This window comes from Tsukamurella paurometabola DSM 20162 (genome assembly GCF_000092225.1).
GTDB lineage: Bacteria > Actinomycetota > Actinomycetes > Mycobacteriales > Mycobacteriaceae > Tsukamurella > Tsukamurella paurometabola.
This window is the reverse complement of the sequence record NC_014158.1, coordinates 3,698,700-3,724,676: the sequence shown is the minus strand read 5'-3', so window position 1 is coordinate 3,724,676 and position 25,977 is coordinate 3,698,700. Positions and strand designations below refer to the sequence as shown.

The 25,977-nt window shown below is 69.1% G+C and carries 20 protein-coding genes; 12 read left to right on the top strand and 8 right to left on the bottom strand.

The features are described from left to right. Positions 1-26: 26 nt before the first annotated feature. Positions 27-1,244, bottom strand: coding sequence for a DNA polymerase IV (dinB, locus tag TPAU_RS18050; protein ID WP_013128183.1), 1,218 nt, complete (start codon positions 1,242-1,244; stop codon positions 27-29). Between the two features lie 129 nt (positions 1,245-1,373). On the opposite strand from dinB, the gene TPAU_RS18045 reads away from it, so the two are divergent. Continuing rightward, positions 1,374-3,287, top strand: a complete 1,914-nt coding sequence (locus TPAU_RS18045; RefSeq protein ID WP_013128182.1) for an SDR family oxidoreductase — start codon at positions 1,374-1,376, stop codon at positions 3,285-3,287. Here the strand turns inward: TPAU_RS18045 and TPAU_RS18040 are convergent. Then, complete coding sequence (locus tag TPAU_RS18040; protein ID WP_013128181.1) at positions 3,284-4,507, bottom strand: DUF418 domain-containing protein; 1,224 nt, start codon at positions 4,505-4,507, stop codon at positions 3,284-3,286. The genes TPAU_RS18045 and TPAU_RS18040 overlap by 4 nt on opposite strands. A gap of 76 nt (positions 4,508-4,583) precedes the next feature. Between TPAU_RS18040 and TPAU_RS18035 the strand changes: the two genes are divergently transcribed. From TPAU_RS18035 to TPAU_RS18015, 5 genes are read left to right on the top strand one after another with little or no spacing between them, the layout of a single operon-like run. Then, positions 4,584-5,420 carry an SDR family oxidoreductase gene (locus TPAU_RS18035; RefSeq protein WP_013128180.1) on the top strand — a complete coding sequence of 279 codons (837 nt, stop codon included), beginning with the start codon at positions 4,584-4,586 and terminating at the stop codon, positions 5,418-5,420. 60 nt (positions 5,421-5,480) lie between these two features. Further along, positions 5,481-6,458 carry an ABC transporter permease gene (locus TPAU_RS18030; RefSeq protein ID WP_013128179.1) on the top strand — a complete coding sequence of 326 codons (978 nt, stop codon included), beginning with the start codon at positions 5,481-5,483 and terminating at the stop codon, positions 6,456-6,458. Continuing rightward, the gene (locus TPAU_RS18025; RefSeq protein ID WP_013128178.1) at positions 6,455-7,246 is read left to right on the top strand and encodes an ABC transporter permease; all 792 of its coding nucleotides are present in this window, start codon (positions 6,455-6,457) and stop codon (positions 7,244-7,246) included. Before TPAU_RS18030 ends, TPAU_RS18025 begins: the two co-directional genes overlap by 4 nt. Continuing rightward, positions 7,243-8,799, top strand: a complete 1,557-nt coding sequence (locus TPAU_RS18020) for an ATP-binding cassette domain-containing protein (protein ID WP_013128177.1) — start codon at positions 7,243-7,245, stop codon at positions 8,797-8,799. The genes TPAU_RS18025 and TPAU_RS18020 overlap by 4 nt, the downstream gene beginning before the upstream one ends. Continuing rightward, positions 8,796-10,340, top strand: coding sequence for an ABC transporter substrate-binding protein (locus tag TPAU_RS18015; protein ID WP_013128176.1), 1,545 nt, complete (start codon positions 8,796-8,798; stop codon positions 10,338-10,340). Before TPAU_RS18020 ends, TPAU_RS18015 begins: the two co-directional genes overlap by 4 nt. Here TPAU_RS18015 and TPAU_RS18010 read toward each other — a convergent pair. Genes TPAU_RS18010 through TPAU_RS18000 form a run of 3 tightly spaced genes read right to left on the bottom strand, consistent with a single transcriptional unit; the run spans position 10,337 to position 13,439 of the window. After that, entirely contained in the window at positions 10,337-11,494 is a 1,158-nt protein-coding gene (locus tag TPAU_RS18010; RefSeq protein WP_013128175.1) for a sulfotransferase family protein, read from the bottom strand. The genes TPAU_RS18015 and TPAU_RS18010 overlap by 4 nt on opposite strands. Before the next feature lie 11 nt (positions 11,495-11,505). Then, entirely contained in the window at positions 11,506-12,282 is a 777-nt protein-coding gene (locus TPAU_RS18005; protein ID WP_013128174.1) for an SDR family oxidoreductase, read from the bottom strand. After that, entirely contained in the window at positions 12,282-13,439 is a 1,158-nt protein-coding gene (locus TPAU_RS18000; protein WP_013128173.1) for a hypothetical protein, read from the bottom strand. The genes TPAU_RS18005 and TPAU_RS18000 overlap by 1 nt, the downstream gene beginning before the upstream one ends. An 87-nt stretch (positions 13,440-13,526) precedes the next feature. Here TPAU_RS18000 and TPAU_RS17995 point away from each other — a divergent pair, with 87 nt between their 5' ends. Beyond that, positions 13,527-14,399: a helix-turn-helix domain-containing protein gene (locus TPAU_RS17995; protein ID WP_013128172.1), complete on the top strand. Its 873-nt coding sequence runs from the start codon at positions 13,527-13,529 to the stop codon at positions 14,397-14,399. Here TPAU_RS17995 and TPAU_RS17990 read toward each other — a convergent pair. Both TPAU_RS17990 and TPAU_RS17985 read right to left on the bottom strand, forming a co-directional pair. Then, a complete protein-coding gene (locus TPAU_RS17990) occupies positions 14,396-15,082 on the bottom strand; it encodes a response regulator (protein WP_013128171.1) in 687 nt (228 codons plus the stop codon). The two genes, TPAU_RS17995 and TPAU_RS17990, sit on opposite strands and share 4 nt — an antisense overlap. Next, the gene (locus TPAU_RS17985; protein WP_013128170.1) at positions 15,079-16,638 is read right to left on the bottom strand and encodes a sensor histidine kinase; all 1,560 of its coding nucleotides are present in this window, start codon (positions 16,636-16,638) and stop codon (positions 15,079-15,081) included. Before TPAU_RS17985 ends, TPAU_RS17990 begins: the two co-directional genes overlap by 4 nt. 124 nt (positions 16,639-16,762) lie before the next feature. Between TPAU_RS17985 and TPAU_RS17980 the strand changes: the two genes are divergently transcribed. The 5 genes from TPAU_RS17980 (at position 16,763) to TPAU_RS17960 (ending at position 24,674) form a co-directional block, all read left to right on the top strand. Continuing rightward, positions 16,763-18,157, top strand: coding sequence for a C4-dicarboxylate transporter DctA (locus TPAU_RS17980; protein ID WP_013128169.1), 1,395 nt, complete (start codon positions 16,763-16,765; stop codon positions 18,155-18,157). A gap of 79 nt (positions 18,158-18,236) precedes the next feature. Then, positions 18,237-19,166, top strand: coding sequence for a sulfate adenylyltransferase subunit CysD (gene cysD / locus TPAU_RS17975; protein ID WP_013128168.1), 930 nt, complete (start codon positions 18,237-18,239; stop codon positions 19,164-19,166). Then, entirely contained in the window at positions 19,166-21,019 is a 1,854-nt protein-coding gene (gene cysC, locus TPAU_RS17970; RefSeq protein WP_013128167.1) for an adenylyl-sulfate kinase, read from the top strand. The genes cysD and cysC overlap by 1 nt, the downstream gene beginning before the upstream one ends. Further along, the gene (purL, locus tag TPAU_RS17965) at positions 21,010-23,277 is read left to right on the top strand and encodes a phosphoribosylformylglycinamidine synthase subunit PurL (RefSeq protein WP_013128166.1); all 2,268 of its coding nucleotides are present in this window, start codon (positions 21,010-21,012) and stop codon (positions 23,275-23,277) included. Before cysC ends, purL begins: the two co-directional genes overlap by 10 nt. Then, positions 23,277-24,674, top strand: a complete 1,398-nt coding sequence (locus tag TPAU_RS17960; RefSeq protein ID WP_013128165.1) for an amino acid permease — start codon at positions 23,277-23,279, stop codon at positions 24,672-24,674. The genes purL and TPAU_RS17960 overlap by 1 nt, the downstream gene beginning before the upstream one ends. Here TPAU_RS17960 and TPAU_RS17955 read toward each other — a convergent pair. Then, a complete protein-coding gene (locus tag TPAU_RS17955; protein ID WP_013128164.1) occupies positions 24,644-25,975 on the bottom strand; it encodes a sensor domain-containing diguanylate cyclase in 1,332 nt (443 codons plus the stop codon). The two genes, TPAU_RS17960 and TPAU_RS17955, sit on opposite strands and share 31 nt — an antisense overlap. Positions 25,976-25,977: the final 2 nt, after the last annotated feature.

The following is a 25,977-nucleotide window of genomic DNA, read 5'->3' as shown; positions in this document are numbered from 1 at the left end:
CGTAGCCGATATGTTAGTAAGCGTTCTCAGTCCTGCTCGGTGAGCATCGGGGCGTCCGGGCCCAACGGGCGGTGCAGCAGCGAGCCGCGCGTGACGGCCGCGCGGCCGAATCTGGTGCGCAGCGCATCCATCGCGAGGTCGAGGTCGGCATCGTGCTCGCCGCCGTCGAAAGGGAGAGTGAGCTGGACCGCGCCGTGATTCTCCAGGTTCGCCAGCGACAGGCCGATCAGCGTGCATCCACGCTCCCGGATCAGTGGCATCGCCTCGTCGAGGAGCGCCCGCGCGGTGGCCAGCACGACCTCGGTGTGATCGGTGGGCTCGCGCAGTGATCGCGACCGGGTGATGGAGGTGAAATCGTCGAACCGCAGCCGCAGTTCCACCGTGCGGGTGACTCGGCCCGCGGCGCGCAGCCGCTCCCCGAGTCGGTCGATGATGGCGAGAGCGGTGCCCTCGATCTCGTTCTCGGACGTGATCCTGCGGCCCAGGGCACGCTGCGCGCCGATCGACTTGCGGCGCCGACCGGTGTCGATTCGCCGCGGGTCGTGCGCCATGGACAGTGCGAACAGGTGTCGGCCGGTGCCGCGGCCGAGCAGTTTCGCGAGCCGCTGCTCGCCCAGTGCCGCCATCTGCCCGACGGTGGTGATGCCGGCCTCGTGTAGCCGCGCCTCCGTCTTCGGGCCGACGCCCCACAGTCGGCGCACCGGGAGGGGGTGGAGGAATTGCAGTTCGCTGCCGGGCTCCACCACCAGCAGTCCGTCGGGCTTGCCGACTGCACTGGCCACCTTGGCCAGGAACTTGCTGCGCGCCACGCCGACGGTGATCGGCAGCCCGACTTCACGGCGCACCCGCTCGCGCAGTCGCTGTCCGATCTGGGCCGGCGTTCCGTCGATCCGGTGCAGCCCGCCGACGTCGAGGAAGGCTTCGTCGACCGACAGGCCTTCGACCAGCGGTGAGATGTCCCGGAAGATCTCGAAGACGCATCGGCTGGCCTCCATGTAGGCGTCGAACCGGGGCGGCATGGTCGTGGCGGTGGGGCACAGTGCGAGAGCCTCCCGGTGCGGCATGGGTGAGCGCACGCCGCGGGTCTTCGCTTCGTAGCTCGCGGCAAGCACCACCCCGGAACCGACGAGGACGGGACGGCGGCGCAACCACGGGTGGTCGCGCTGTTCGACCGACGCGTAGAACGAGTCCAGGTCGGCATGGAGGATCGTGGCCTCCGTCCGCTCCTGGTGCTCGATGTGCATTCGGTGATGATGCCGCGAGGGACTGACAGGTGTCGATCACTGCAGGAAAGAGGTGATAGCTGGTGAACTGACTCTGTAGTAATCTTACTCGCAAGTCAGATGCCCGTTCGCCCGCTTGAGGAGCTGAATGTGAATACCTACCTGGTCACCGGAGCAACCGGATTCCTGGGCCGCTGGATCGTGCCCCGACTGTTGGACCGCGACCCCGACGCCGTGGTGTACGCCCTGGTGCGGCCGCGGTCTGCCTGGAAACTCGACGAGTGGCGCGGCCGCTATGGTGATGATCGAGTGATCCCCCTGCACGGTGACCTCGCCGCCCCCGCCCTCGGGATCGACGGTGAACCGCCCGCCGCCGATGCGATCCTGCATCTCGGCGCCGTTTACGACATGTCCGCGGGCGACGCCGTCAACGACCGCATCAACGTCGAGGGTACGCAGTCGGTGATCGACCTCGCGACGAAACTCGGCGCCGAGCTGCACCACGTCTCGTCCGTCGCTGTGGCAGGCGATCACCCCGGCACCTTCAGTGAGCGGGATTTCGATCTGGGGCAGGGCTTTCCCTCGCCCTACCACCGCACCAAGTTCGAATCCGAGAAGCTGGTCCGCGACACCGACGGGCTGCGCTGGCGGGTGTACCGCCCCGCCGTCGTGGTCGGCGATTCACGGACCGGCGAAATGGACAAAGTCGACGGCCCGTACTACTTCTTCACCGCCTTCGCGGCGATGGCGAAGGTGCCCTCCGTGGTCCCGATGGTGTTGCCGGACACCGGCGATACCAACGTGGTCCCCGTCGACTACGTCGCCGACGCGCTGGTCGAGCTGATGTTGCGTCCGGGCGGGCAGGGCGAGGTCTATCACCTGGTGAATCCGGAACCGCAGAGTGTGCTGGAGTTGTACCGGGCGATCGCTCGTCCCGTGGGCGCGCCGCCCGCCATCGGCCGCATCCCCCGCAGGCTGGTCGACGGTGCGATCCGCGCCAGCGGTTCGCGGCGCACCCGCGTCGCCCGGGACACCGCCCTCAAACAACTCGGGATTCCACCGAAGGCCTTCGAGAACCTGGGCTTCACCGCCACGTACACCTCGGAACTCACGCGGAAGGCCTTGGCGGGCAGCGGTATCACCGTCCCGGACCTGCGTGACTACGGTCCCAAGCTGTTCACCTACTGGCGTGATCATCTCGACTCGTCGCGGCTGCGCCGCCGCGACGGCCTGGAGGGCCGCAACGTGGTGATCACCGGTGCCTCCTCGGGCATCGGCAGACAGACCGCGATCGACCTCGGTGCCCGGGGCGCGCGGATGATCCTGCTTGCGCGCAACGGCGATGAGCTCGTGGCGACCGCCGAGACCATCCGCGAGGCGGGAGGTGAGGCCTACACGTACCTGTGCGACGTGACCGACGGCGACGCCGTCGACGCCACCGTCGACCGCATTCTGTCGGATCACGGCCACGTGGACTACCTCATCAACAACGCGGGCCGCTCGATCCGCCGCTCGGTGCGGGCCTCCACCGGCCGGATGCACGACTTCGAGCGCACCATGGACGTCAACTATTTCGGCGCGGTGCGGATGATCCTGGCGGTTCTGCCGAGCATGCGGGCCCGCGGTTTCGGCCACATCGTCAACGTCTCCAGCATCGGCGTGCTCGCCCGCGGCCCGCGGTTCTCGGCCTACGTCGCCAGCAAGGCCGCGCTCGACGCTTTCACCGATGTCGCGGCCACGGAGACGCTCTCCGAGCACGTGACCTTCACCAACGTCCACATGCCCCTGGTGCGTACCGAGATGATCGCCCCCACCGAGGCGTACGCGAACGACTCGAGCGTGATCAGCCCGGAGCGGGCGTCGCGGATCATCATGCGGGCCATGCGTCGCCGCCCCACCCACGTCGACACCCCGGTCGGGGCCATCGCCGCCATAGGGAGGGCCTTCACCCCGCGCATCACCCGCCGGGTCCTCCACTTGGAGTACCTGTCGTCCGCGGATTCCGCCGCAGCGAAGGGGATCACGGCCACGCCGAAACCGTCGAAGGAGCTGTCCGCGGGTTAGGTCGACCGCGGGTAGGACAACCGGCGCAGAAGCCGTTCGGCCGGACCGTGCTCGCCCGCGCGTTCGAGCCGAACGGCCAGTGCCACTGAGACCAGCCAGGTAGCGACCGCCAGCAGCGCCACGGACCAGCTGCTCAAATGCTGGCCGAGGCCGAACCCCCAGGCGCACAACAGCGGTGCGAAGACCACGGACTGGAACAGGTAGAAACTCAGCGAGCGCTTCCCGACCGCTTGGACGGCCCACGGCACGCCGGCCTCGCGGCGCCGGCCGTTCGCCTCCACATGTGCTGCCGCCAGGCCGAACAGCGCGACGTAACCCACTCCGCCGAACAGGCCGCCCACCGAGTGGGCCTCGACGAAGGCGAAGTCGTAGCCGCGATCGATTCCGAGGCCGCCCACGTTCTGCAGCGCCACCACCAGGCCGCTGCCCCAACCGATGCCCAGGCCGACGACGGCCGCGCGGCGCAGCATCGGCAGGTGGCGAGCAGGCTCATCCAGCAGACGATGCCGCGCCGCCAGCATGCCGAGCAGTACCGAAACCGGAATGATCAAGCCGAACAGCGCGGTCGGCAGTCCGTAGACCGCCCACGCCGCGATCCGTGCCCACGCAGCGGCCAGCAGGTCGGGCTCGGCGTTCGCGGTGAGCGGCCACTCGTCGATCACGGACACGCCCCGTCCCGGTCCCTCGGCCGCGATCGCGGCCAGTGCAGGCCCGGCCGCGAGCAGTGCCAGCAGTGCGACGAGCACTCCGATCCATATCCGGAGGGTGCGGTCAGCGCGATCGAGGAACAGTCGCACGAGAATCAGGCCGATCAGACCGTAGCCGCCGAGAATGTCGCTGTACCACAGCAGCGCGGCATGAACGAAGCCGAACGCGACCATCCACCAGTGTCGCCGGCGCAGTAGTCGGCGCGCCTCGGTGTGGGGGACACCCGCCACCGTCTGCCGTCGGTAGAGCTGGACGATGCCGTAGCCGAACAGGAACGCAAACATCGGGTACACGCGGCCGTCGATGCCGATGATCGCCACCGTCTGTGCCACCCGGTCGGCGACGGAGCCCTCGGCGGTGTGGTTGCCAAACGAGCCCCGCGCCCCACCCCACAGGAAGGCCGGTGCATTCGCCACCGCGATCAGGAGCAACATCAAACCCCGGGCCAGGTCCGGCGCGACGCTGCGGCCCGTCATCGCGGTGGGCGCCGCGGCGGGAATCGGTGAGCTCATGTGGTCAACGTAAAGCCTGCCCCTAGGGCACGGTCAACATCACGCCTAGGATCGGCGGAGACGAAAGGACATGCGTATGGCCGAGCCCTCCATGACCGGCAGGATCGTCGCCGTCACCGGGGCGGGCGCGGGTATCGGCGCCGCCACCGCCCGGCTGCTGGCCGCCCGCGGTGCACGGGTGGTGCTGGGCGATCTCGACCGGGATGCGGCCGAGGCCGTTGCCGCCGAGATCCGCGAGACAGGAGGGCGCGCCGACGCGGTCACCCTCGACGTGACCGATGAGGCCTCGTTCGCCGCCTTCCTCGATATCGCCGAATCCGGCGGCACGCTGGACGTGCTGATCAATAACGCCGGCGTGATGTGGGTGGGCCCGTTTCTCGATGAGACCGCCGGGTCGGTGCAGCGGCAGGTGGCGGTGAACTTGGTCGGGCCGATCACGGGCACCCGGCTGGCGGCGCGAAGGATGCTCTCGCGCGGCCGCGGGCACATCCTGACGGTGGCCTCCGCCGCCTCGAAACTCAGCCCGGCCGGAGAAGCCACCTACAGCGGCACCAAGCACGGTGTCTACGGCTTCCTCAAGGCTGCGCGGCGTGAGTTGCGCGGCACGGGTGTGGAACTGAGCGTGGTGATGCCTGCTGTGGTCGACACCGCCCTCGCCGCGGGAACCACCACGGGCGCGGCGGCGATGCTCACCCCGGAGGCGATCGCCGCCGCCATTGCGGATACCGTGGCACGGCCCCGGTTCGAGGTGCACGTGCCGCGCACCGTCGGGCTGCTGCACCGATTGCAAACCGCCGCACCGCAGCCGGTCAAAGATGTACTCGATCGGTTCTTGGTTCCCGACCAAGTACGCTCCGCAGATCGCGCAGTCCGATCCGGTTATGAGCGTGACGCCCTCGGTGGCGCCGACTGAGTTTCGCTCATCCGGTCTGCAACGGTAGCGCGTTCGCGCCGCGCCGTGTTGAATGCTCGGATGGCAGCGCTGGGGGTCGGCCGCGCACGGGCCGGGTGGCTCGTGCGTCGAATGGGCGTCGCCACCCTGACCCTGCTGCTGGCCTCCGTGGTGATCTTCGCCGTCCTGCACGCGGTCCCGGGCGATCCCGCGGTAGCACTGGCCGGCGCCGATGCTTCACCCGCGACGCTCGCCGCATTGCGCGCCGAACTCGGCGTCGACCAGCCGCTGATCACGCAGTACCTGCGCTGGCTCGGCGGCGCGGTGAGTGGCGACCTCGGATCGTCGTATGTGATCGGTGGGCGGATCGATTCCCTGCTCGCCGACGGGTTGCGGAACACCGCCGCACTCGCTCTCGCCGCGTTGGCGATCGCTGCGCTGATCGCCGCGCTCCTCTCGTTCGCCACCGTCGCCTCGTCGGCGCGATGGCTGCGCGCTGCCGTCGCCGGATTCGAAGTGCTGGGAATAGCCTTGCCCCCCTTCGTGACCGGCGTACTGCTGGTGGAACTTTTTGCCGTGGTATGGCCGGTCCTGCCGGCAGGAGGCATCCCACCGCGAGGCTATTTCGCGGATCCGGGCATCACTGTGCAGTACCTCCTGCTTCCGGCCGTGTGCCTCGGTATCCCCGTGGCGTCCACCCTGACCAGGTTCTTCTCCGAGGCGTTGCGGACCGAGTGGGCCAAGCCCTACGTGCTCACCGCGCGCGCCGCGGGTGTCCCCACTCGGCGGATCCTGGTCCACGGCGCCGCACGCAACGCGCTACCGCCGGTGATCACTGTGTTCGGGGTCCAGGCCGGACAACTGATCGGCTCCGCCGTCCTGGTCGAGGCCATATTCGCGTGGCCGGGCCTGGGACAATTGCTCGGGCAGGGGATCGCCGCCCGTGACTACCCGGTCGTGCAGGCGGTACTGCTAGTCGCGGTAACCGCCTTCATCGTGATCGCACTACTCACCGATATCTCCTACCGGATTCTCGATCCCACGCGGAGAACCGGATGAAGCCCCCGCGCACGCTGATAGCGGGTGCGGTGCTCCTGATCGTCGTGGTTCTGGCCGGGCTACTGGCACCCCTGCTCGGCCTTGTCGACCCGCTGCATCAGATCCCCGGCGCGAATCTCCTGCCGCCCGGAGACGGCCACCCGCTGGGAACCGACGAACTCAACCGGGACGTGCTCAGCCGTGTGCTCTACGGTGTGCGGACCAGTCTCATCGTGACTTTCAGTGCCGTGCCGATCGCCGCTCTCGTCGGCATCGGGCTGGGGTTGTCGAGCACCGTCAGCCGTGCCCTCGACACCGTCCTGGCGCGGCTGTCGGATGTGGTCCTGGCCTTTCCCGCTCTGATGCTCGCCATCCTCATCACCGCACTGCGCGGGCCGGGCACCGTGACCGTGGTGATCGCGATCGCCGTCGCCGAGATTCCCGTCTTCCTGCGCCTGACCCGCGCCGAGGTGCTTCGGCTGCGGGAGACTCCGTACGCCGAGGCCGCACGCATCGCCGGGGCGTCCCAGGGCTGGATACTCACCCGGCACGTACTGCCCAATGCACTTGAACCGCTTGCCGTCCAGACCGCGCTCGCGCTGTCGTTGGGAGTCTTCGTCGAAGCGGGCCTGAGCTTCGTCGGCGTCGGTGTACGACCCCCGGAGCCCTCGCTCGGTTCCGTTCTCGCCGGGGCGGTCCACAACTGGGACGCGAACGCCGGATACGCCTGGGGGCCGCTCGTCGCGGTCGTCGCGCTCTCTTTGGCGCTCTTGCTGGTGGCGCGTGGATTCGCGGGGTGGCGTCGATGACCGATCCCGTGCCACTGTGCATCGAGCACCTCACCGTCAGCGGGCCCCAGGGCACGACCCTGGTGGACAGGCTCGACCTCGACATCGCGGCGGGCGAGATCGTCGCCCTGGTCGGCGAATCCGGCTCCGGCAAGTCGCTCACAGGACGCGCCATCCTCGGACTCCTACCCGACGGTGTGCACGCCACCGGCAGCATTCGGCTCCTCGGCCGGCAGGTGATCGGGCTCGCGGAAGCCGAACTGCGCGAGCTTCGGGGACCGGGTGCCGCCGTGGTGTTCCAGGAACCGCAGACCGCACTGAACCCCTCGCAGCGGATCTGGCGGCAGATCCACCAGGTGCTCCGGGCACACCGAAAGGTGAGTAGCCGGGTGGCGAAGCGACGAACCGTGGAACTCCTCACCGATGTGGGAATCCCCGACCCGGAGATCCGGGCGAAGCAGTATCCGCATCAACTCTCGGGCGGCCAGAAACAACGCGTGGTGATCGCGCTCGCGTTGGCGGCAGACCCGAAGCTACTGATCGCCGATGAACCCACCACCGCACTCGACGTGACCGTGCAGGCTCAGATCCTGCAACTGCTTCGAGATCTGCGCGACCGACGCGGCCTGGCCGTGCTGCTGATCTCGCATAACCTCGGCGTCGTCGCCGATCTGGCCGACCGGGTCACCGTGGTCCGGGCCGGGGCCACCATCGAATCAGCAGCCGTCGATGAGCTGTTCACCTCGCCGCGCGAGGGCTACACGCGCGAGCTTCTAGCCGCCGTCCCGCGGCTTCCGTCGAGTCCGGGCGCCGCGGCCGAGACCGTCGCGGCGCCGGTCGCGGACGTCCGCGACCTCCGGGTCGCGTTCGGCGGTGTACACGCGCTGGACGGTGTCGACCTCACCATCGGAGCGGGTGAGGTAGTCGGGTTGGTCGGAGAATCCGGCTCGGGGAAGACCACGTTGGGCCGAGTGCTGCTCGGCCTGGAGCGGGTCGGCGGCGGCGCCGTCGACATCGCCGCGCGTCGGCTCGCGGTGATTCACCAGGACCCCTACGCCGCACTCGATCCGCGCTGGACGGTGGAGCGGATCGTGGCCGAGCCGCTGCGCATCGGTGGCGAGCGCGACCGCGCAGTGCTCCGGGCCAGGGCGGCCGAGCTGATCGATGCTGTCCGACTCCCCGCCGAGGTGCTACGACGGCGCCCCCGAGAGCTGTCCGGTGGGCAACGTCAGCGGGTGGCCTTCGCCCGGGCGCTCTCGATGTCCCCCGAGCTGTTGGTGGCCGACGAGCCGACCAGCGCCCTCGACGTCTCGGTGCAGGCCGACGTCCTCGATCTGTTCCGGGACCTACAGGCGGAGTTCGGGTTCGCGTCGGTGTTCATCACGCACGACCTCGCGGTGGTCGGCCAGGTGGCGGACCGCGTGGTGGTGCTGCGGCGCGGGCAGGTGGTGGAGGAGGGGCCTGCCCGGGCACTGCTGGCGACGCCTCGATCGGACTACGTGCGTGAGCTGGTCGCAGCGGTCCCGCAGCCGGATCCTGGTGCCCAGCGAGCACGGAGAGAGAGGCGGGAGTGAGCGGAATCAGTCGCAGGACGGTGCTGTTCGCGGGATTCGGTGCCCTCGGCGTGAGTGTTCTGGGTTCGTGTTCCTCCGCCGTCGACCAGGCGCGCGAGGCGAACTCCGCTCCCGGGTCCGACGGTGGAACCCTGGTTCTGGGATCCCTATCCGATATCGACCCCAAGTCGATCTACAGCCAGTCCGTGACCACGATGGCACTCGGGCTATTGGTGTGGGACACCCTGATCCGCTACGACCGCGTCACCCGCACCCCGCGGCCCTCGGTGGCTCGCGCGTGGGCGTTCGCCCCCGATGGCCGGAGCCTGACGTTGCACCTGCGCGACGACGTGCGATTCCACAGTGGCCGTCTGCTCACCGCGAAGGACATCGCCTACGCGGTATCGGTGTACGCCTCCGATGCCGCGGGATCCCAGTTGCAGGGCGTCGCCAAGGCGATCGCCGCGGTGGACAGTCCCGATCCGCACACGGCGATCCTGCGGTTATCCCGGCCGGTGCCGAATCTGTTCGACCTACTGGAGTTCATGCTGCTCGTCGATTCGGAGACCGCCGCCGAACTGCGTGCGGGTACACGCTTCATCGGCACTGGACCGTTCCGCTTCGCCGACCGCGAGATAGCCAGTAGCGCCCGGTTGGTGCGCAACGGCGACTACTGGCGTGGCCCGGCTCGGCTCGACGGTGTCACGCTGCGCGTGGTCCGCGACTCGGGAGCATTGCTCACCTCGATCCGCGCCGGCCAATCCGATCTCGTGCTCGACGCCTCTCCGCAGGCACTGCGCCAATTCCGTGACGAGTCCCTGTATCGGATCACTACCGGCGACGTGTACGACGCCGCCTACTACGTGGGCGTCAATACGACTGATCCATCGCTCGCGGATAAGAGAGTGCGGCAGGCGATCTCGTACGCGGTGAACCGAGAGCGGATCGCGACGGAAGTCTTCGGCGGCGTGGCTCAGCCGAGTTCGGCGCCCTGGGCGCGGAGCTCGCCCGCCTACGATCAGGAGGACACCGGTCACTACCGCCGCGACCTCGAACGAGCCCGTGCCCTGCTCGCCGGGGCGAACGGGCCTCGTCGCCTCACGCTGAGTTACCCGACGGGCCTGGCCGTCGCGCCGGCCATCGCGGCGATCGTGCAGAACGACCTCGCCGACGTCGGGGTCGCAGTCGAGCTGGATCCTCGTGAACAGGCCGCATTCTCGCCCTTCCTCCGCACCGGAAAGGCTCAACTGTGGTTGGGCCCGCACGGGTTCGGGCAATCGGATCCCGCGACGCTGGCAGGTGGCGCCGCACCCTTCAAACCCGCCGGAAACCTGTCGAAATTCACAGCGCCCGAATACACCGCACTGGTGGCGCGGCTGCAGGACGGCGACGCTACTGCGCGGCCCGGCGTACTGCGCGAGTACACCGGGTACCTACTGGACCAGCAGTTCGTGATCGACCTCGTGGTCTCCCCGGCGACCTACGTCTCACCGGCGCGGGTGAAAGGTCTGGACTGGAACCTCTACAAGTACATCGACCTGCACGGCGTCACCATCCGCTAGAACCGCGCGCGCACCCCCGCGTCGGTGAGGCCGTAATCGGCTAGGGAATAGGTGTGATTGGGGCGGCGGGCACCGGTGCGGCTGGCATCGTGCATCGCCGACATCGAATCACGCGCGGCATCGGTGAGATCCAGGCCGAACGCATCGTAGATTCCGGCGACGGTGCCCAACGGGTCGCCCACCAGATCGCGGTAGTCCACGTCCACGAACTGATCGCCGCGACCCGCTGCCGTCTGCCGGGCGCGGGAATCCTCGAAGGCGGTGAGGCCGCGCGCCCAGGTGTCCAGCTGATCGGCGCCGATGGTCTCGGCGGTGAATGCCGTGGACCAGCCAGCGGTGGCGTGCTGGGCCAGTGAGCACACCGAGGCGATGATCGTCTCAGGGGCACGGTGCGTCTGCACCACGAGTGCGTCGGGGTACACCTCGAACAGCGCGTCCAGGGCGAACAGATGGCTGGGATTCTTGAGTACCCAGCGCTTGTCGGGTTCGCTCGAGCCGATCAGCTGCAGATTGCGCTTGTGCCGCCGGTACGCCGGAGCCCAGTCCTGGCGGGCCAGCCAGCGCGCGTACGACGGCACGTGCGCCAGGCACTCGTACGAGACCGAGTGCAGGGATTGTCGCAGCAGCTGCCAGCACTCCTCGACCTCCGAGGCCGACATGTAGTGCAGGCCCATGAATTCCGGGTGCTCGGTGTGGTGCTGTGCGTACTGCTCGTCGAGCAGGCGGTAGACCGGATCCTCCGCCCAGGTCTCTCGCGGTGGCCGGGCCTGGGGCACCTCGGCGAGCCACATCTGCAGGCCCTGATTGCCGGGATCCGCGTCCAGCAGGCGGTGCAGTGCGGTGGTCCCGGAGCGGGGGAGTCCGGTCACGAAGATCGGCCGGTCGATCGTGACCTCGGCGTGCTCGGGATGTGCGGTGAACGCGGCTTCGCTGATCAGCCTGGCCGAGAGCGCCCCGCGCAGGAAGACGCGGGAGATCTTCGACCCCTCGGGCGTGAGTCGGGCCTCGTCGCGGTAGGAGTCGAGCAGCACCTGGAGGGCGTCGCGATAGCCGTCGGACGAGTCGCCGAAGTCGCTCAGTCCGGTGCGGCGCATGGCGGATTCGTGAAGATCATCGACGGTGCCGACATCGGTTCCGGCATGGGATGTGGTCATGATGCGTCCTTTCAGGCGTGGTATTCGCCGCAGTTGACGTCGAGCGTCTGCCCGGTGATGCCGGACGCGGCGGGAGAAGCGAGGAACAGGACGGCGGAGGCCACCTCGTCCTCGGAGGGGAGTCTTTTCAGATCGGACCCCGCAGCGGCCTCGGTGTACTGGTCGTCGAGGCTCGGGCCGCCCTCCTGGGAGGCCCGGTACTCGAAGTAGGCGCGCAGGGTGTCGCCCCAGATCCACCCGGGCACCACGGAATTGATCCGGATGCCCTGCGGTCCGAGCTCGGTGGCCAGCGACTGCGCGAGCGCGAGCTGTGCAGTCTTTCCCGCTTTGTAGCCGCCGTAGCGTAGGTCGGAGTGGCGGATCACCATCGAATTCACGTTCACCACCGCGCCCTGCGCCTGCGCGAGGGCCTCCCGGAACGCCAGTACCGTGCGCAGCGCACCGAGCGCCATCAGGTTCACGCTCTCCAGGATGTGCGCGGGGTCGGTCTTCACCAGCCGTTGCATGGCGGGATAGGTGAAGGCGTTGTTGATCAGCGCATCGGTGCGGCCGAAGCGCTCGCGCACCTGCGCCGCGAGCGCGGCGAGCGACACCTCATCGGTGATGTCGGCGGTGATGGCGACGGCACCGTCGATCTGCGCTGCGGTGGCCTCGAGTCGTTCCGCCGTTCGGGCGACGAGTACGACCTCGGCGCCTTCCGCCGCGAACCGCTGCGCCAGGGTGGTGCCGAGTGCGGGTCCCGCTCCGGCGATCACGACAACCTTCTCAGCCAGGCCCAGCCCGCTCATCAGCCCACCATCCGCTCACCGATGAGGCGCTGCCGCTCCGCGATCCGCGCCCGCCAACGGTGCTCGTCGATCGTGTTCTGCGCGTGGAAGGGCAGATGCCGCGCCACGTCGTCGAGCGGGACCACGTGCGCGGTGGGGCCTTCGGTGACCGGACCGGAGGTACGTTGCCAGCGGAATTGCAGGTAGCCGCGGCGGTGTCCCACGGTCTCGATCCAGTTGGTGATGCCGGGGTTCTTGCCGGAGACCACGATCCGGATGTTCCCATCCGGGTCTACCTGCGCTTGGCTGCCGTTGAGCGAGGTCTGGTGGTTGATGTAGTCCAACGAGATGTACCAGAGACTGCCGAGCTGGAAGCCGACGTAGGGCGCGTCGCCACGGGGAACGGTGATGATCAACGCCTGGTCGTCGGCGAGATGGTAGTGGCCCACGGACGAGTACTGGGTGGCGAGGCCGCCCGGGGTGAGGCGCGGCGCGGAGAGGGTGTTCACCGGCAGCGGATCGTAGAACCACCGCGGGAACTGCAGCCAGGTCTTCACGCGGTTGACCAGTTGGGTGCCCGCGGCGGCGTAGCGCTTGCGAATGAGCTCGTCGGTGAGCGGCGGCGGGGCGGTACCGGTGGTGTCGGTGCGAGTGATCGCGAAAGTACTGCGCTGGGCCGACCAGTCGTCGAAGACTTCGCGGATCACCAGTTGTGCCTTACCCGGTGGCAGGTGGTAGTAGTCCGGCCCGGCTCGGCCGGGCCCGAATCGCACCGCGAACCGGCCGTCGGCGCCGATGGTGAGCTCGCGGTCGTCGAAGGCGACGGTGCTGGCGGGCACGTTCTCGTCGGTGTATTCGCCGCCTCCGAGTACCTGGAAGCTGATGTCTGCGGTGGTACCGCGACGGCCGGTGACCAGGTACTCGTGGGAACCGTCCACGCGTGCACCGAAGTACAGGGTGTCGGGATTGTCGAGCCCCATCTTGGTGAACGGTCCGGTGCCGCTGAGCAGGAACGGGTGGTCCTTGTCGAAATGGAAGGCGCCATGAATGCACGCGGCCACGCCCTGCGCCAGGTACTGCAGGCCTTCCAGGAGATCGGCCTCGGATTCGATGTGCGCAGCGGCGGCGACGAGAGCCTCGGCCTCGGCGATCGCCGAGGTGAGCGGTTCGGAGTACATTCGCACCTCAGGGGCTGGTTCAAATATGGACCAATGTGGTAGAACTTGTTTCAAAACCGTAGGCCCACGGAGCGGAGGGTGTCAAGGATGACGGAAACCGGCAGGACGTCGCCTCCGGCCGAGCGGGTGGTGGCCGTACTGGAGTTCCTGGCTCGGCACGAGACCGAGCGATTCGGCCTCTCCGAGCTCGCGCGTCGCGTCGGCCTCAGCAAGCCAACGTGCTTGGGAATCGTTACCACCCTGGTGGATTCGGGCTACTTGCTTCGCGACGAACGGGATAAGAGTTATCGGCTCGGCCCCGGTCTGATCCCGATCGGGCGGGCCGCCCGGAAGTCGCTGCGCGCCGACCCCGCGGGCGGCGACATCCTGGCCGGGCTGTGGTCGATGTTCGGCCATCCGGTTTCGCTGTCGGGCGTGGTCGGCGATCGGGTGACGGTGCTCGACGTAGCCGTCGATCCCGACCGGCCCGCCATCGTCCGGGTGGGAGACAGCTACCCGTTCACCCCGCCGATCGGCCTGATGTACGTGCTCTGGGACCGCACCGGGCGCCTGGAGGCGTGGCTCTCCCGAGACGTGTCCCGGCCAGATGGCGACCGGCTGGCCCGGGTGATCGAGACCTGCCGCGCCGACGGCTACCTGGTGGAGCTGCTCACCCCCGCGGGGCAACAGCTGTACCGGCTCATGGCGGGCGTGCCCGGTGACATTCCGGCGGAGCTGCGTGCCGTGCTCGGCGAAGTGGTGGCGGGCATCGGCGATCGGGTGTACCTGCGCGGCGAGAGTGAACCGGGTGAGCACACCGTGAGCGTGATCTCAGCCCCGGTCTACGACGGCGAGGGGGCCCAGGCCATGGTCGCCAGTCTCTACGTCAGCGCCGACCTCGACGAGGCCGGCATCGCCGAGCGTGCCGCGGCGCTCACGGCCGCGGCGGCCCGCATCACGGCGCGGATCGGCGGCGGTTAGAGCCAGCGATAGCGAACCTCCGGGCGCCCCCGACCGCCGTAGTCGGTGATCCGTTCGACCACCCGGTCATCGGCGAGCCGCTCCAGGTACCGCCAGGCGGTCACGCGGGATACTCCGGTCCGGCTCGCCACCTCGCCCGCGCCGAGGGCCTCGCCGGCATCGCGCACGGCAGCGGTGATCAGGCCGAGGGTCGACGCGGCCAGCCCCTTCGGGGTCGACGGCGCCGGAGCCGGATCGCGGAGCGCGGCCAGCGCCGCGTCGACATCACGTTGGTCCACATCGCCGCCGCCCAGCGTGCGACGGAAGTCGCGGTAGCGCTCCAGCTTCGCCGCGAAGGCCGCGAAGGTGAAGGGCTTGATCAAGTACAGCATCGCGCCGCGGGCCACCGCGGTGCGCACGGTGTCGATATCGCGTGCCGAGGTGATCACGATGACATCGGGCCGGGGTGACATCGCCGCGAGATCGCCGGCCAGGTCCAGGCCGCTGCGATCGGGGAGCCCCACATCGGCCAGCACCAGGTCTACCGGGTTCCCGGCGCCGGCGGCGCGGGAGACCGCGCGTATCCCGTCGGCCGCGGTGCCCACTGCACCCGCCACCTCGAAGCCTTCGATCCGGCTCACGTAGGCCACGTGCGCCTCCGCGATCCGCGGTTCGTCCTCGACGATCAAGACCCGCAGCTTCATCGCGTACTCCCCGGAGGCAGATGGACTTCGACGGTCGCAGGATTGCGGGTGGCGGTGATCGACCCACCGTATCGGCGCACCAGTCGATCGACCAGTGCGAGCCCGAGTCCGCGTCCATGCACCCGGCCGCTCGCGTCCTTGGTCGAGTAGCCGCGGGTACGAGCCCGCTCGAACTCCGCGGGGTCCATGCCGGCGCCGCTGTCGGCGACCGCCAGCGCCCATCCGGTCTCGTCCGGGCCGCCGGATATCTCGACCCATCCCTCCGGCCCCGCGGCGTCGACCGCGTTGTCGATGAGATTGCCGAGCACAGTGAGCATCTCGGATGCATCGAGCGGACCGCCGCCGAGTTCGGCGCCCTCGGCCACGGTGAGCTCGACGCCCGCGGCGGCCGCGTCGGCGATCTTGCCCACCAGCAAGGCGGTGACCGCCGGTTCGGCCGCGGTCGCGAGCCGGTCGATCAGGCCCTGAGAGGCGGCGAGATCGGCTGTGGCCACCTCGACGGCATCGTCGCCGCGCCCCAGCTCGATCATCGTCACCACCGCGTGCAGCCGGTTCGCGTTCTCATGCGCCTGCGCGCTGAGTGCCTCGGCGAAGGCGCGCACCGAGTCGAGTTCGCCGAGCACGCCCTGCAATTCGGTGCGATCACGCAGGGTGGTCACAACGCCGACGCGCCCCGTCGGGCCGGTCACCGGATGCCGGTTCACCAGGAGAACGCGGTCGCCGGTCACATGGAGTTCGTCGGTGAGGCCGCCGTCGCCGCGCAGTGATTCGGGCAGATCGGTGGCGTGCACGGCACCGTTCGGCAAGCCGAGAAGACGCCGGGCCTCGTCATTGACCACCGCGGCCGGTCCCGCCGGTGCGGAGTCGTCGAACACGATCACCCCCTCGGTGAGGGTGTGCAGGACCGCATCATGATGTTCGTACAGCTCGCGCAGAGCGGCCGGGGCCAGGCCGAGCGTCTGCCGCCGCACCCGGCGCTCGATCAACCACGATGCCGCGATCGCGAAAGCCAGCGCCAGCGCCGACACCAACAGCACTCCCGGCAGGGTCGCCGCGAGTTGATCGCCCAGCCGTGCCCGGGTCACGCCCGCGGAAACCAGGCCGACCAGGCGGCCGCCGTCGTCGTACACCGGCGTGACCGCGCGGATCGACGGGCCCAGCGTGCCGGTGTAGGTCTCGGTGAAGGTCTCCCCGGCCAGTGCGCGGTCGATGTTGCCGGAGAAGGGTTGCCCGATGCGCTCGGGATCGGCGTGGGTGTACCGGGTGCGATCGGGGGCCATCACCACGATGAAGTCGACCCCGAGCCGGCGAGCGAGGGCCGAGGTGCGCTCTTGCAGCGCCGCCGTCGGATCGGGCGAGGCGATCGCGCGTGCCGTCTCCGGCGAGGTGGCGACGGAGACCGCCACCGCTGTGGTCTGCTGCTGCGCGGCTCGGTCGCGCTCACCGCGATCGTCCCACACCACCAGGGCGGTGACCAGCACGGCGACGGTGATCAGCAACGCGACCTGGGCCAGGAACACCTGGGTGGCGAGCGACGGGGACCGTCGGGAATCCACTCGCGCACTCACCGCCCGTCCGCAATCCGTGCACCCGTTTCGTGCACACAATGAACACAAGCGTGTTCCAGGTCACAGTGTGCCGCACGATCAGAACTCGTCAAGCACGACGAAGGAGATCGCCATGACGGCAGCAACGGACAACGATACTTCCGGCGGGGCGGTGCGCCGCAAGAAGGACAAGACGCACTACCTGTACATCGCCGTGATCGTCGCGGTGATCGCCGGTGTGATCGTGGGAATGGTGTTCCCCGACTTCGGCAAGAGCCTCAAACCGCTCGGCGACATCTTCGTCGACCTGATCAAGATGATGATCGCTCCGGTCATCTTCTGCACCATCGTGCTCGGAATCGGCTCGGTGCGGGCGGCGGCCTCGGTCGGCAAGATCGGCGGTCTGGCGATGGGCTACTTCGTGCTCATGTCGACCTTCGCCCTCGGTATCGGCCTGGTGGTGGGCAATCTGCTCAAACCGGGCACCGGACTGAATCTGCCGTCGGAACCCGGCGGTGGCGCCAAGTACGCCGATCAGGCGCATGAGGCAGGCGGGACGTGGGACTTCATTCGCGGCATCGTGCCCGACACGATGTTCTCGTCGCTCACCTCGGGCAGTGTGCTGCAGGCGCTGCTGATCGCTCTGCTCGTCGGGTTCGCGCTGCAGGCCATGGGAGGTGCCGGAGAGCCGATCCTGCGCGGGATCGGCCTGATGCAGAAGCTGGTCTTCCGGGTGCTCGTCATGGTGCTGTGGCTCGCGCCGGTCGGTGCCTTCGGTGCCATCGCCGCGGTGGTGGGCGCCACGGGGTTCGAGGCCGTCAAGCAGCTCGCCTGGCTGATGGTGGCCTTCTATGCGACCTGTCTGCTGTTCGTCTTCGTGATCCTCGGACTGCTGCTGCGCTTCGTGGCGAATCTGTCGGTGTTCAAGATGGCCCGCTACTTGGCGCGGGAATACCTGTTGATCGTTGCCACCAGCTCCAGTGAATCCGCGCTGCCGCGCTTGATCGCCAAGATGGAGCACGCCGGTGTCGAGAAGTCGACCGTGGGCATCGTGGTTCCCACCGGATACTCGTTCAACCTGGACGGTACGGCGATCTACCTCACCATGGCCTCGCTGTTCATCGCCGACGCGATGGGGGCGCCGTTCTCCCTCGGTCAGCAGTTCTCGCTGCTGCTGTTCATGATGATCGCGTCGAAGGGCGCCGCAGGTGTGACCGGTGCGGGTCTCGCGACCCTGGCCGGTGGCCTCCAGGCGCACCGGCCCGATCTGCTCGACGGCGTCCCGGTGATCGTCGGCATCGACCGGTTCATGTCCGAGGCGCGCGCGCTCACCAACTTCTCCGGCAACGCCGTCGCGACGCTGCTGATCGGAACCTGGACCAAGACCATCGACCGTGACCGCGCGGTGGCCGTGCTCGACGGCCAGGTCCCGTTCGACGAGGCCACGATGGTCGACGATCACGATCCGACCGCAGCGGTCGAGGGAGGTTCGCCGGACGGTCGGGTGGAGGCCGGCGCCCGCCGTTGACAGTCGACGAGAACGCGTTCTAATCTCCTGGTATCACTAATGGACCGCTATGGTCCAAATATGAACCAATAGGAGAGTGATGAGCGCTCCCGCTGCATCGGTGTCGCGCACGATTGCCGCCCACCTCGCCCAGCTCGAAGCGGAGGCGGTGTACATCTTCCGAGAGGTCGCCGCCTCCTTCGAGCGCCCGGTGCTCCTCTTCTCCGGCGGCAAGGACTCGGTGGTCATGCTGCACCTCGCGGCCAAGGCCTTCTGGCCGGCCGCCATCCCGTTCCCGGTGCTGCACATCGACACCGGACACAACTTCGACGAGGTGCTCGCCTTTCGCGACACCCTCGTCGACAGGTTGGGGCTGCGTCTGGAGGTGGGCCGGGTGCAAGACGACATCGACTCCGGCGCCGTCGTCGAGCCGACCGGCCCCGGCGCCACCCGCAACCGGCTCCAGACGCACACCCTGCTGCGGAGCATCGCCGAACATCGCTTCGATGCCGCCTTCGGCGGCGCCCGACGCGACGAGGACAAGGCCCGCGCCAAGGAGCGCATCTTCAGCTTCCGCGACCGTTTCGGGCAATGGGATCCGCGCGCACAGCGCCCCGAGCTGTGGAACATCTTCAACGGCAGGCATGCCCGCGGCGAGCATATCCGCGTCTTCCCACTGTCCAACTGGACCGAACTCGACATCTGGCAGTACATCGCCGCCGAGTCGGTGGATCTGCCCGCGCTGTACTACGCGCACCGCCGTGCGGTGATCGAACGCGACGGGATGTTGCTGTCGACGGGGCCGCTGGTGCGCCCCGGGCCGGGGGAGACGTCCGAGATCCGGATGGTCCGCTTCCGCACCGTTGGCGATGCAACGTGCACGGGCGCGGTCGAATCCGCGGCGACCGACGCCCGTGCCGTGGTCGAGGAGGTGGCTGCCACCCGGATCACCGAACGCGGCGCCACCCGCGCCGACGACCGGATCTCCGAGGCGGGCATGGAAGACCGCAAGAAGGAGGGGTACTTCTGATGGAGATGGTGCGGATCGCGACGGCCGGAAGCGTGGACGACGGCAAGTCCACGCTCATCGGAAGACTGCTCTACGAATCGAAGTCGGTCTTCGAAGACCAGCTCGCCGCCGTTGCCGCGACCACCCGCGCGCGCGGTGAGGCCGGAGTCGACCTGGCGCTGCTCACCGACGGCCTGCGGGCTGAACGCGAACAGGGCATCACCATCGATGTGGCACACCGCTATTTCGCCACGCCCGCGCGCAAGTTCATCGTCGCCGATACTCCGGGGCACGAGCAGTACACCCGCAACATGGTGACCGGCGCATCCACGGCCGACGTCGCCCTGATCCTCGTCGATGCCCGGCACGGCCTCACCGCGCAATCGCGACGGCACACCTTCCTCATCTCCCTGCTCGGCGTGCAGCATGTGGTGCTGTGCATCAACAAGATGGACCTCATCGGATTCTCCGAGGAGAGATTCGACGAGATCCGCTCGGAATTCACCGCTTTCGCCGCCAAGCTCGAGGTGCACGACGTGCAGACGATCCCCGTCTCCGCGCTCCTCGGCGATAACGTCACCGAGCGCTCGGAGAACATGCCGTGGTACGCCGGGCCGTCGCTGCTCCATCACCTGGAGAACGTGCACGTGGTGAGCGATCAGAACCTGATCGACGCACGGTTGCCGATCCAATACGTGATCCGCCCGCGGGACACCGATTTCCGCGGTGTGGCAGGCACCATCGCGTCGGGCGCCTTCGCCGTGGGCGACGAGGTGGTCGCCCTCCCCTCAGGCTTCACCACCACCGTGGCGGAGCTGTACCGGCCCGGCGGCGTGCCGGCGGCCGAACTCACCGCCGGTGACGCCGTGTGCGTGCGGCTCGCCGATCAACTCGACGTCGGCCGTGGCGATATGCTGTGCCGCCCCGCCAACCGGCCGCAGTCCGCGGCCGAACTCGACACCATGATCTGCTGGTTCTCCGACACGGCACCGCTCGACACCGGGGCCGAATACCGGATGCTGCACGCGAACTCGACGGAGCTGGTGCGCGTCACCCACCTCGACTACCGGCTCGATACCACCACGCTGCATCGCGACACGTCCGCGACGAAGCTGCGGCTCAACGATATCGGCCGGGTGCATATGTCCGCGCGGCGTCCCATCCTGTTCGATCCGTACCGGCGCAACCGCACCACCGGTAGCTTCGTGCTGGTGCATCCGCAGACCAATGAGACCGTCGCGGCCGGGATGATCTCGGGTCCCACCGCGGCGAACTCGGCGGTGGTCTGGCACGGCGGCGCTGTCGACCGCGCCGAGCGCGCCACCCGTGGCGGCACGCTGTGGCTCACCGGACTCTCGGCCTCCGGCAAGTCGACCGTGGCCGCCGAAGTGGAACGGATCCTCGTCGCGCGCGGCATCCCGGCCTACCGGCTCGACGGTGACAACCTCCGGCATGGACTCAACGCCGATCTCGGCTTCTCCGCCGCGGACCGCGCCGAGAACGTGCGGCGGGTGGGCGCGGTCGCCCAACTCCTCGCCGATGCCGGGACCGTCGCGGTGGCCGCGCTCATCAGCCCGTACCGCGCCGACCGCGAGAAGATCCGGCGCGCGCACGAGGAAGCAGGGCTGCCCTTCTTCGAGGTCTACATCGACACCCCGCTCGAGCAGTGCGAACGCCGCGACCCCAAGGGCATGTACGCCCGGGCACGGGCCGGGGAGGTGGCCGACTTCACCGGAATCAGTGCGCCCTACGAGGCCCCCGTCGGCCCCGAACTCGTGCTCCACCCATCCGACGGCGGCCCCCTGGAACAGGCGCGGCAGGTGGTGGCGCGGTGGCTCGCGTTCAGCACCTCTAAACTGGGCGGGTGCACGTAGACACGGTCTCTGAAGCCGCCTCCACGCCCGACGTCGACCAGCCCTACCGCGAGCTCGGCCTCAAGGACGACGAGTACCAGCGGATCCGCGAGATCCTGGGCCGCCGCCCCACCGACGCCGAGCTCGCCATGTACTCGGTGATGTGGTCGGAGCACTGCTCGTACAAGAGCTCCAAGGTGCACCTGCGCTACTTCGGTGAGACCACGACCGACGAGATGCGCTCGGTGATGCTCGCCGGCATCGGCGAGAACGCCGGCGTCGTCGACGTGGGCGACGGCTGGGCCGTGACCTTCAAGGTGGAATCGCACAACCACCCGTCCTACGTCGAGCCCTACCAGGGCGCCGCCACCGGCGTCGGCGGCATCGTCCGCGACATCATGGCCATGGGCGCCCGCCCGATCGCCGTGATGGATCAGCTGCGCTTCGGCCCCGCCGACGCCCCCGACACCCGCCGGGTGCTCGACGGTGTGGTGCGCGGTGTGGGCGGGTACGGCAACTCCCTGGGCCTGCCCAACGTGGGCGGCGAGACCGTCTTCGACGCCTCGTACGCCGGTAACCCGCTGGTCAATGCGCTGTGCGCCGGTGTCCTGCGCACCGAAGACCTGCACCTGGCCTTCGCCTCCGGCGTGGGCAACAAGATCATCCTGTTCGGCGCCCGCACCGGGCTCGACGGCATCGGCGGCGTCTCCGTGCTCGCCTCCGAGACCTTCGACGAGGGTGAGAAGCCGAAGAAGCTGCCCGCCGTCCAGGTGGGCGACCCGTTCACCGAGAAGGTGCTCATCGAGTGCTGCCTCGACCTGTACCGCGAGAAGCTGGTCGTGGGCATCCAGGACCTCGGCGGTGCGGGCCTGTCGTGCGCCACTTCCGAACTGGCCGCCGCCGGCTCCGGCGGTATGCACATCGACCTGGAGAAGGTGCCCACCCGCGCCACCGGGATGACGCCCGCCGAGGTGCTCTCCTCCGAGTCGCAGGAGCGCATGTGCGCGGTGGTGACCCCGGAGAACGTCGACGAGTTCATGGCCGTCTGCGCCAAATGGGACGTGCTGGCCACCGTGATCGGCGAGGTCACCGACGGCCCGCACCTGCAGATCACGTGGAACGGCGAGACCGTGGTCGACGCGCCCGCCCGCACCATCGCCCACGACGGCCCCGTGTACGAGCGCCCCGTCGAGCGGCCCGCGTTCATGGACGAGTTGATCGCGAACACCACCGCCGGCCTGCGCCGCCCCGCCTCCGACGACGAGCTGCGCGCCACCGCGCTGAAGATGCTCGCCTCGCCCGCACTGTGCTCGCGCAAGTTCATCACCGAGCAGTACGACCGCTATGTGCGCGGCAACACCGTGCTCGCCGAGAACGCCGACGGCGGCGTGCTGCGCATCGATGAGTCGACGCAGCGGGGTATCGCCCTCTCGACCGACGCCTCGGGCCGCTACACCTACCTCGACCCGTACGAGGGCGGCCGGCTGGCGCTCGCCGAGGCCTACCGCAACGTCGCCGTCACCGGCGCCACTCCGAAGGCCGTCACCGACTGCCTGAACTTCGGCTCGCCGGAGGACCCGGGCGTGATGTGGCAGTTCCAGCAGGCCGTGCACGGCATCGCAGACGGCTGCGTCGAGCTGGGTATCCCGGTGACCGGCGGCAACGTGAGCTTCTACAACCAGACCGGCAGCACCGCGATCCTGCCGACGCCGGTGATCGGCGTGCTCGGCGTGATCGACGACGTCCGCCGCCGCATCCCGACGGGCCTGGGCACCGAGCCCGGCGAGACCCTGTACCTGCTGGGCGAGACCCACGACGAGTTCGACGGTTCGATCTGGGCGCAGGTCGAGCACGAGCACCTCGGCGGCGTGCCGCCCAAGGTCGATCTGCAGCGCGAGAAGCTGCTCGCCGACGTGCTCACCGCCGCCTCGCGCGACGGCCTCGTCTCGGCCGCCCACGACCTCTCCGAAGGCGGCCTGTGGCAGGCCGTCGCCGAGGCCGCACTGGCCGGAGAAACCGGCTGCCGCCTGATCCTTCCCGAGGGGGCGGATGCGTTCGTGCAACTGTTCTCCGAGTCGACCGGCCGCGTGCTGGTCGCGGTGCCGCGCACCGAGGAGACCCGGTTCGCCGCCATGTGCTCCGCCCGCGGTCTTCCCGCCGAGCGGATCGGCGTGGTCGACCAGGGCAGCGATGCGGTCGAGGTGCAGGGCCGGTTCTCGGTGCCGCTCGCCGAGCTCCGCGCGGCCCACGAGGGCACCCTCCCGGCGCTGTTCGCCTGATGACGGCACCGTCGAACCAGGACTCGTCGACCCCCGGGGCGCCCGACCCCGGGCTGCACACCGGCCTGCGGGCCCGGCACCTGATCATGATGAGCCTCGGCTCCGCGATCGGTGCGGGCCTGTTCGTGGGTTCCGGGCAGGGCATCGCCGCCGCCGGCCCGGCCGTGCTGCTCGCCTACGCGGTGGCCGGCCTCGTGGTGATCGCCGTGATGCGGATGCTCGGCGAGATGGTGGCGGCGGACCCCAACCCCGGCGCCTTCTCCTACTACGCCGGCCGCGCGCTCGGCCCCGGCGCCGGCTTCGCAGTCGGCTGGCTGTGGTGGGTGCAGCTGTGCCTCGTGGTCGCCGCGGAGGCGGTCGCGGCAGGCACCATCCTGCGCGGCCTGATCGGCGGCGGCCCGCCCGTATGGGTGTGGGCACTGCTGTTCATGGTCGTGCTCACCGGCCTCAATCTCGCGGCGGTTCGCGGTTTCGGCGAGTTCGAGTTCTGGTTCGCCCTGATCAAGGTCGTGTTCGTGGCGGTCTTCCTGATCATCGGCGTGGCCTTCCTGCTCGGATGGACGAGCGCCGCCTCACCCGGCCTGAGCAACCTGTCCGACTTCGCGCCGCACGGGGTCAGCGGCGTCGTCGCCGCGCTCCTGGTGGTGGCCTTCGCCTTCGGCGGCATCGAGATCGTCGCGGTCGCAGCCGCCGAGACCGAGGATCCGCAGCGCACCGTGGGCCGCGCCATCCGCGCCACCGTCTGGCGGATTCTCGTGTTCTACGTGGGCAGTGTCGCGGTGATCCTACTGGCACTGCCGTGGAACGACCCGGAGGTCAAGGAACAGCCTTTCGTCGCAGTGCTCAACGCCGCCGGCCTCAGCGCCGCCGGGAAGGTGCTCGGCGTGGTCATCGTGGTGGCGCTGCTCAGCTCGCTCAATGCGAACCTCTACGGCAGCTCACGGATGCTGTACTCGCTGGCCGAGCGGCGGATGGCGCCCGCCGCGGCGGGACGGGCGAACGCGGCCGGTGTGCCCGTCGTGGCGGTTCTCGCCAGCTCGGTGATCGGATTCCTCGCGGTGCCGGCAAGTTACCTCTGGGGTGCCGATGTGCTCGACCGGCTGCTCGAGGTGGTCGGCTCGACGTTGATCGTGACCTGGTTCGCGACGATCGCCTCCGAGATCGTGCTGCGCCGCCGGGCCGAACGCGACGGCACCCCGCTGCCGCTGAAGATGTGGGGCTACCCGTACCTGTCGTGGGCCGTGGCTGCACTGTTGTTCGGCATCGTGGTCCTGGCGATCGCGAACGACGGTGTCCGGGGCCAGGTTCTGTCCACCGCCGTCGTGGTGTTCCTGCTGTGGTTGGCGGGCACCGTGCGCGCCCGCCGTCAAGACCGCCTGGCGTCCTTGGAGCGGTAGAGCCCGGGGTCGGCGGCCGCGATCAACACCTCCACCGTGGTCCGCTCCGGCGATGAGGCGGTGACACCGACGCTGGCGCCGATGCGCACCGGCACGGTCACGTAGTCGCCGCGTGGCCCCGAGGCCTGCACATCCAGCGGGCGCGCGAGCGTGCGCTGTACCACCTCGACCGCATCGCGGGCGTGGAAGGGCGGCAGCACCAGCACCGCGAACTCGTCTCCGCCCACTCGATACAGTGCGCCCTTCCCAGCGAGCGCGGACTGCAATCGCCGGGTGACCGCGATGAGCAGTTGATCGCCCGCCGCGTGGCCCAGCCGGTCGTTGATGGACTTGAAGTCGTCGAGATCGACGAGGCAGAAGCCCACCGGGCCGGTGCGCACGGCCTGCGCGACCGCGGCCTCGAGGCTGCGCCGGTTCGGGATCCCGGTGAGCGGATCGTGGTGCGCGAGATGGTCGAGCTTGGCGTGCATCACGCGCAGTTCGGTGACATCGTGTCCCACCCCGACGATGAGGGCCGGGCGGCCGTCGTGCGACCGCACCCGGCTCAGCGCCCACCGGCCGACACTGATGTCGCCGTCGCTGATCAGGGTGCCGTGTTCCAAGAACCGGGTCGCGGATTCATCGTCGAGCTCCGATAGCTCGTCGAGCGTGCGCGCCACCTCCCGGGGATCGTCGGCGAGCAGGCGGCGCACGTCGTCACCATCCGGACCGAGCAATGCACGGTTCGATTCCATCAGCGCGGTCATCATCGGACTCGCCTCCAGGACCCGGCCCTCCTCGTCGGCGATGAAGATGGGGGAGCCGGCGTGCTCGAACATGATCCGGGTGCGGGCCTGCGCCTGCCGCGCGCCCTCCTCGGCGGATCTGCGGGCGAGGTCCGCCGCCCCGTAGACCAGTGCCTGGCCTTCGAAGATCCGGTCGGTCAGGGCCGAGGCGTAGCCGCCGGTGAACTCCGCGATGAGCTGCGCCGCGCGTCGCCGCGACCGATCCGACGGCTCGGGCGAGAGTACGTCGGGGACAGCGGCCACGATGCGGGCACAGGCGGTGGCGCCCAGCGGTTTCGTCACCTGTAACGCCACCAGGAGTTCGCCCAACTCGCGCCCGGCATCGACGGCGAACTCCTCTGCCTCCACGGCGTCGAGTATCCGCTCGAAGCCCTCGGTGAGTGCGGCTCGGTACTCCGATGCCGCGATCGGCAGATACACGTGATCGATCACGGCGTTGATGAACTCGTCCGCGAGGTGTTCGGCGATGTGCCCGCGTTGCACCAGGCCGCTGAGCGGTGGCACCGACTCCGGCATCG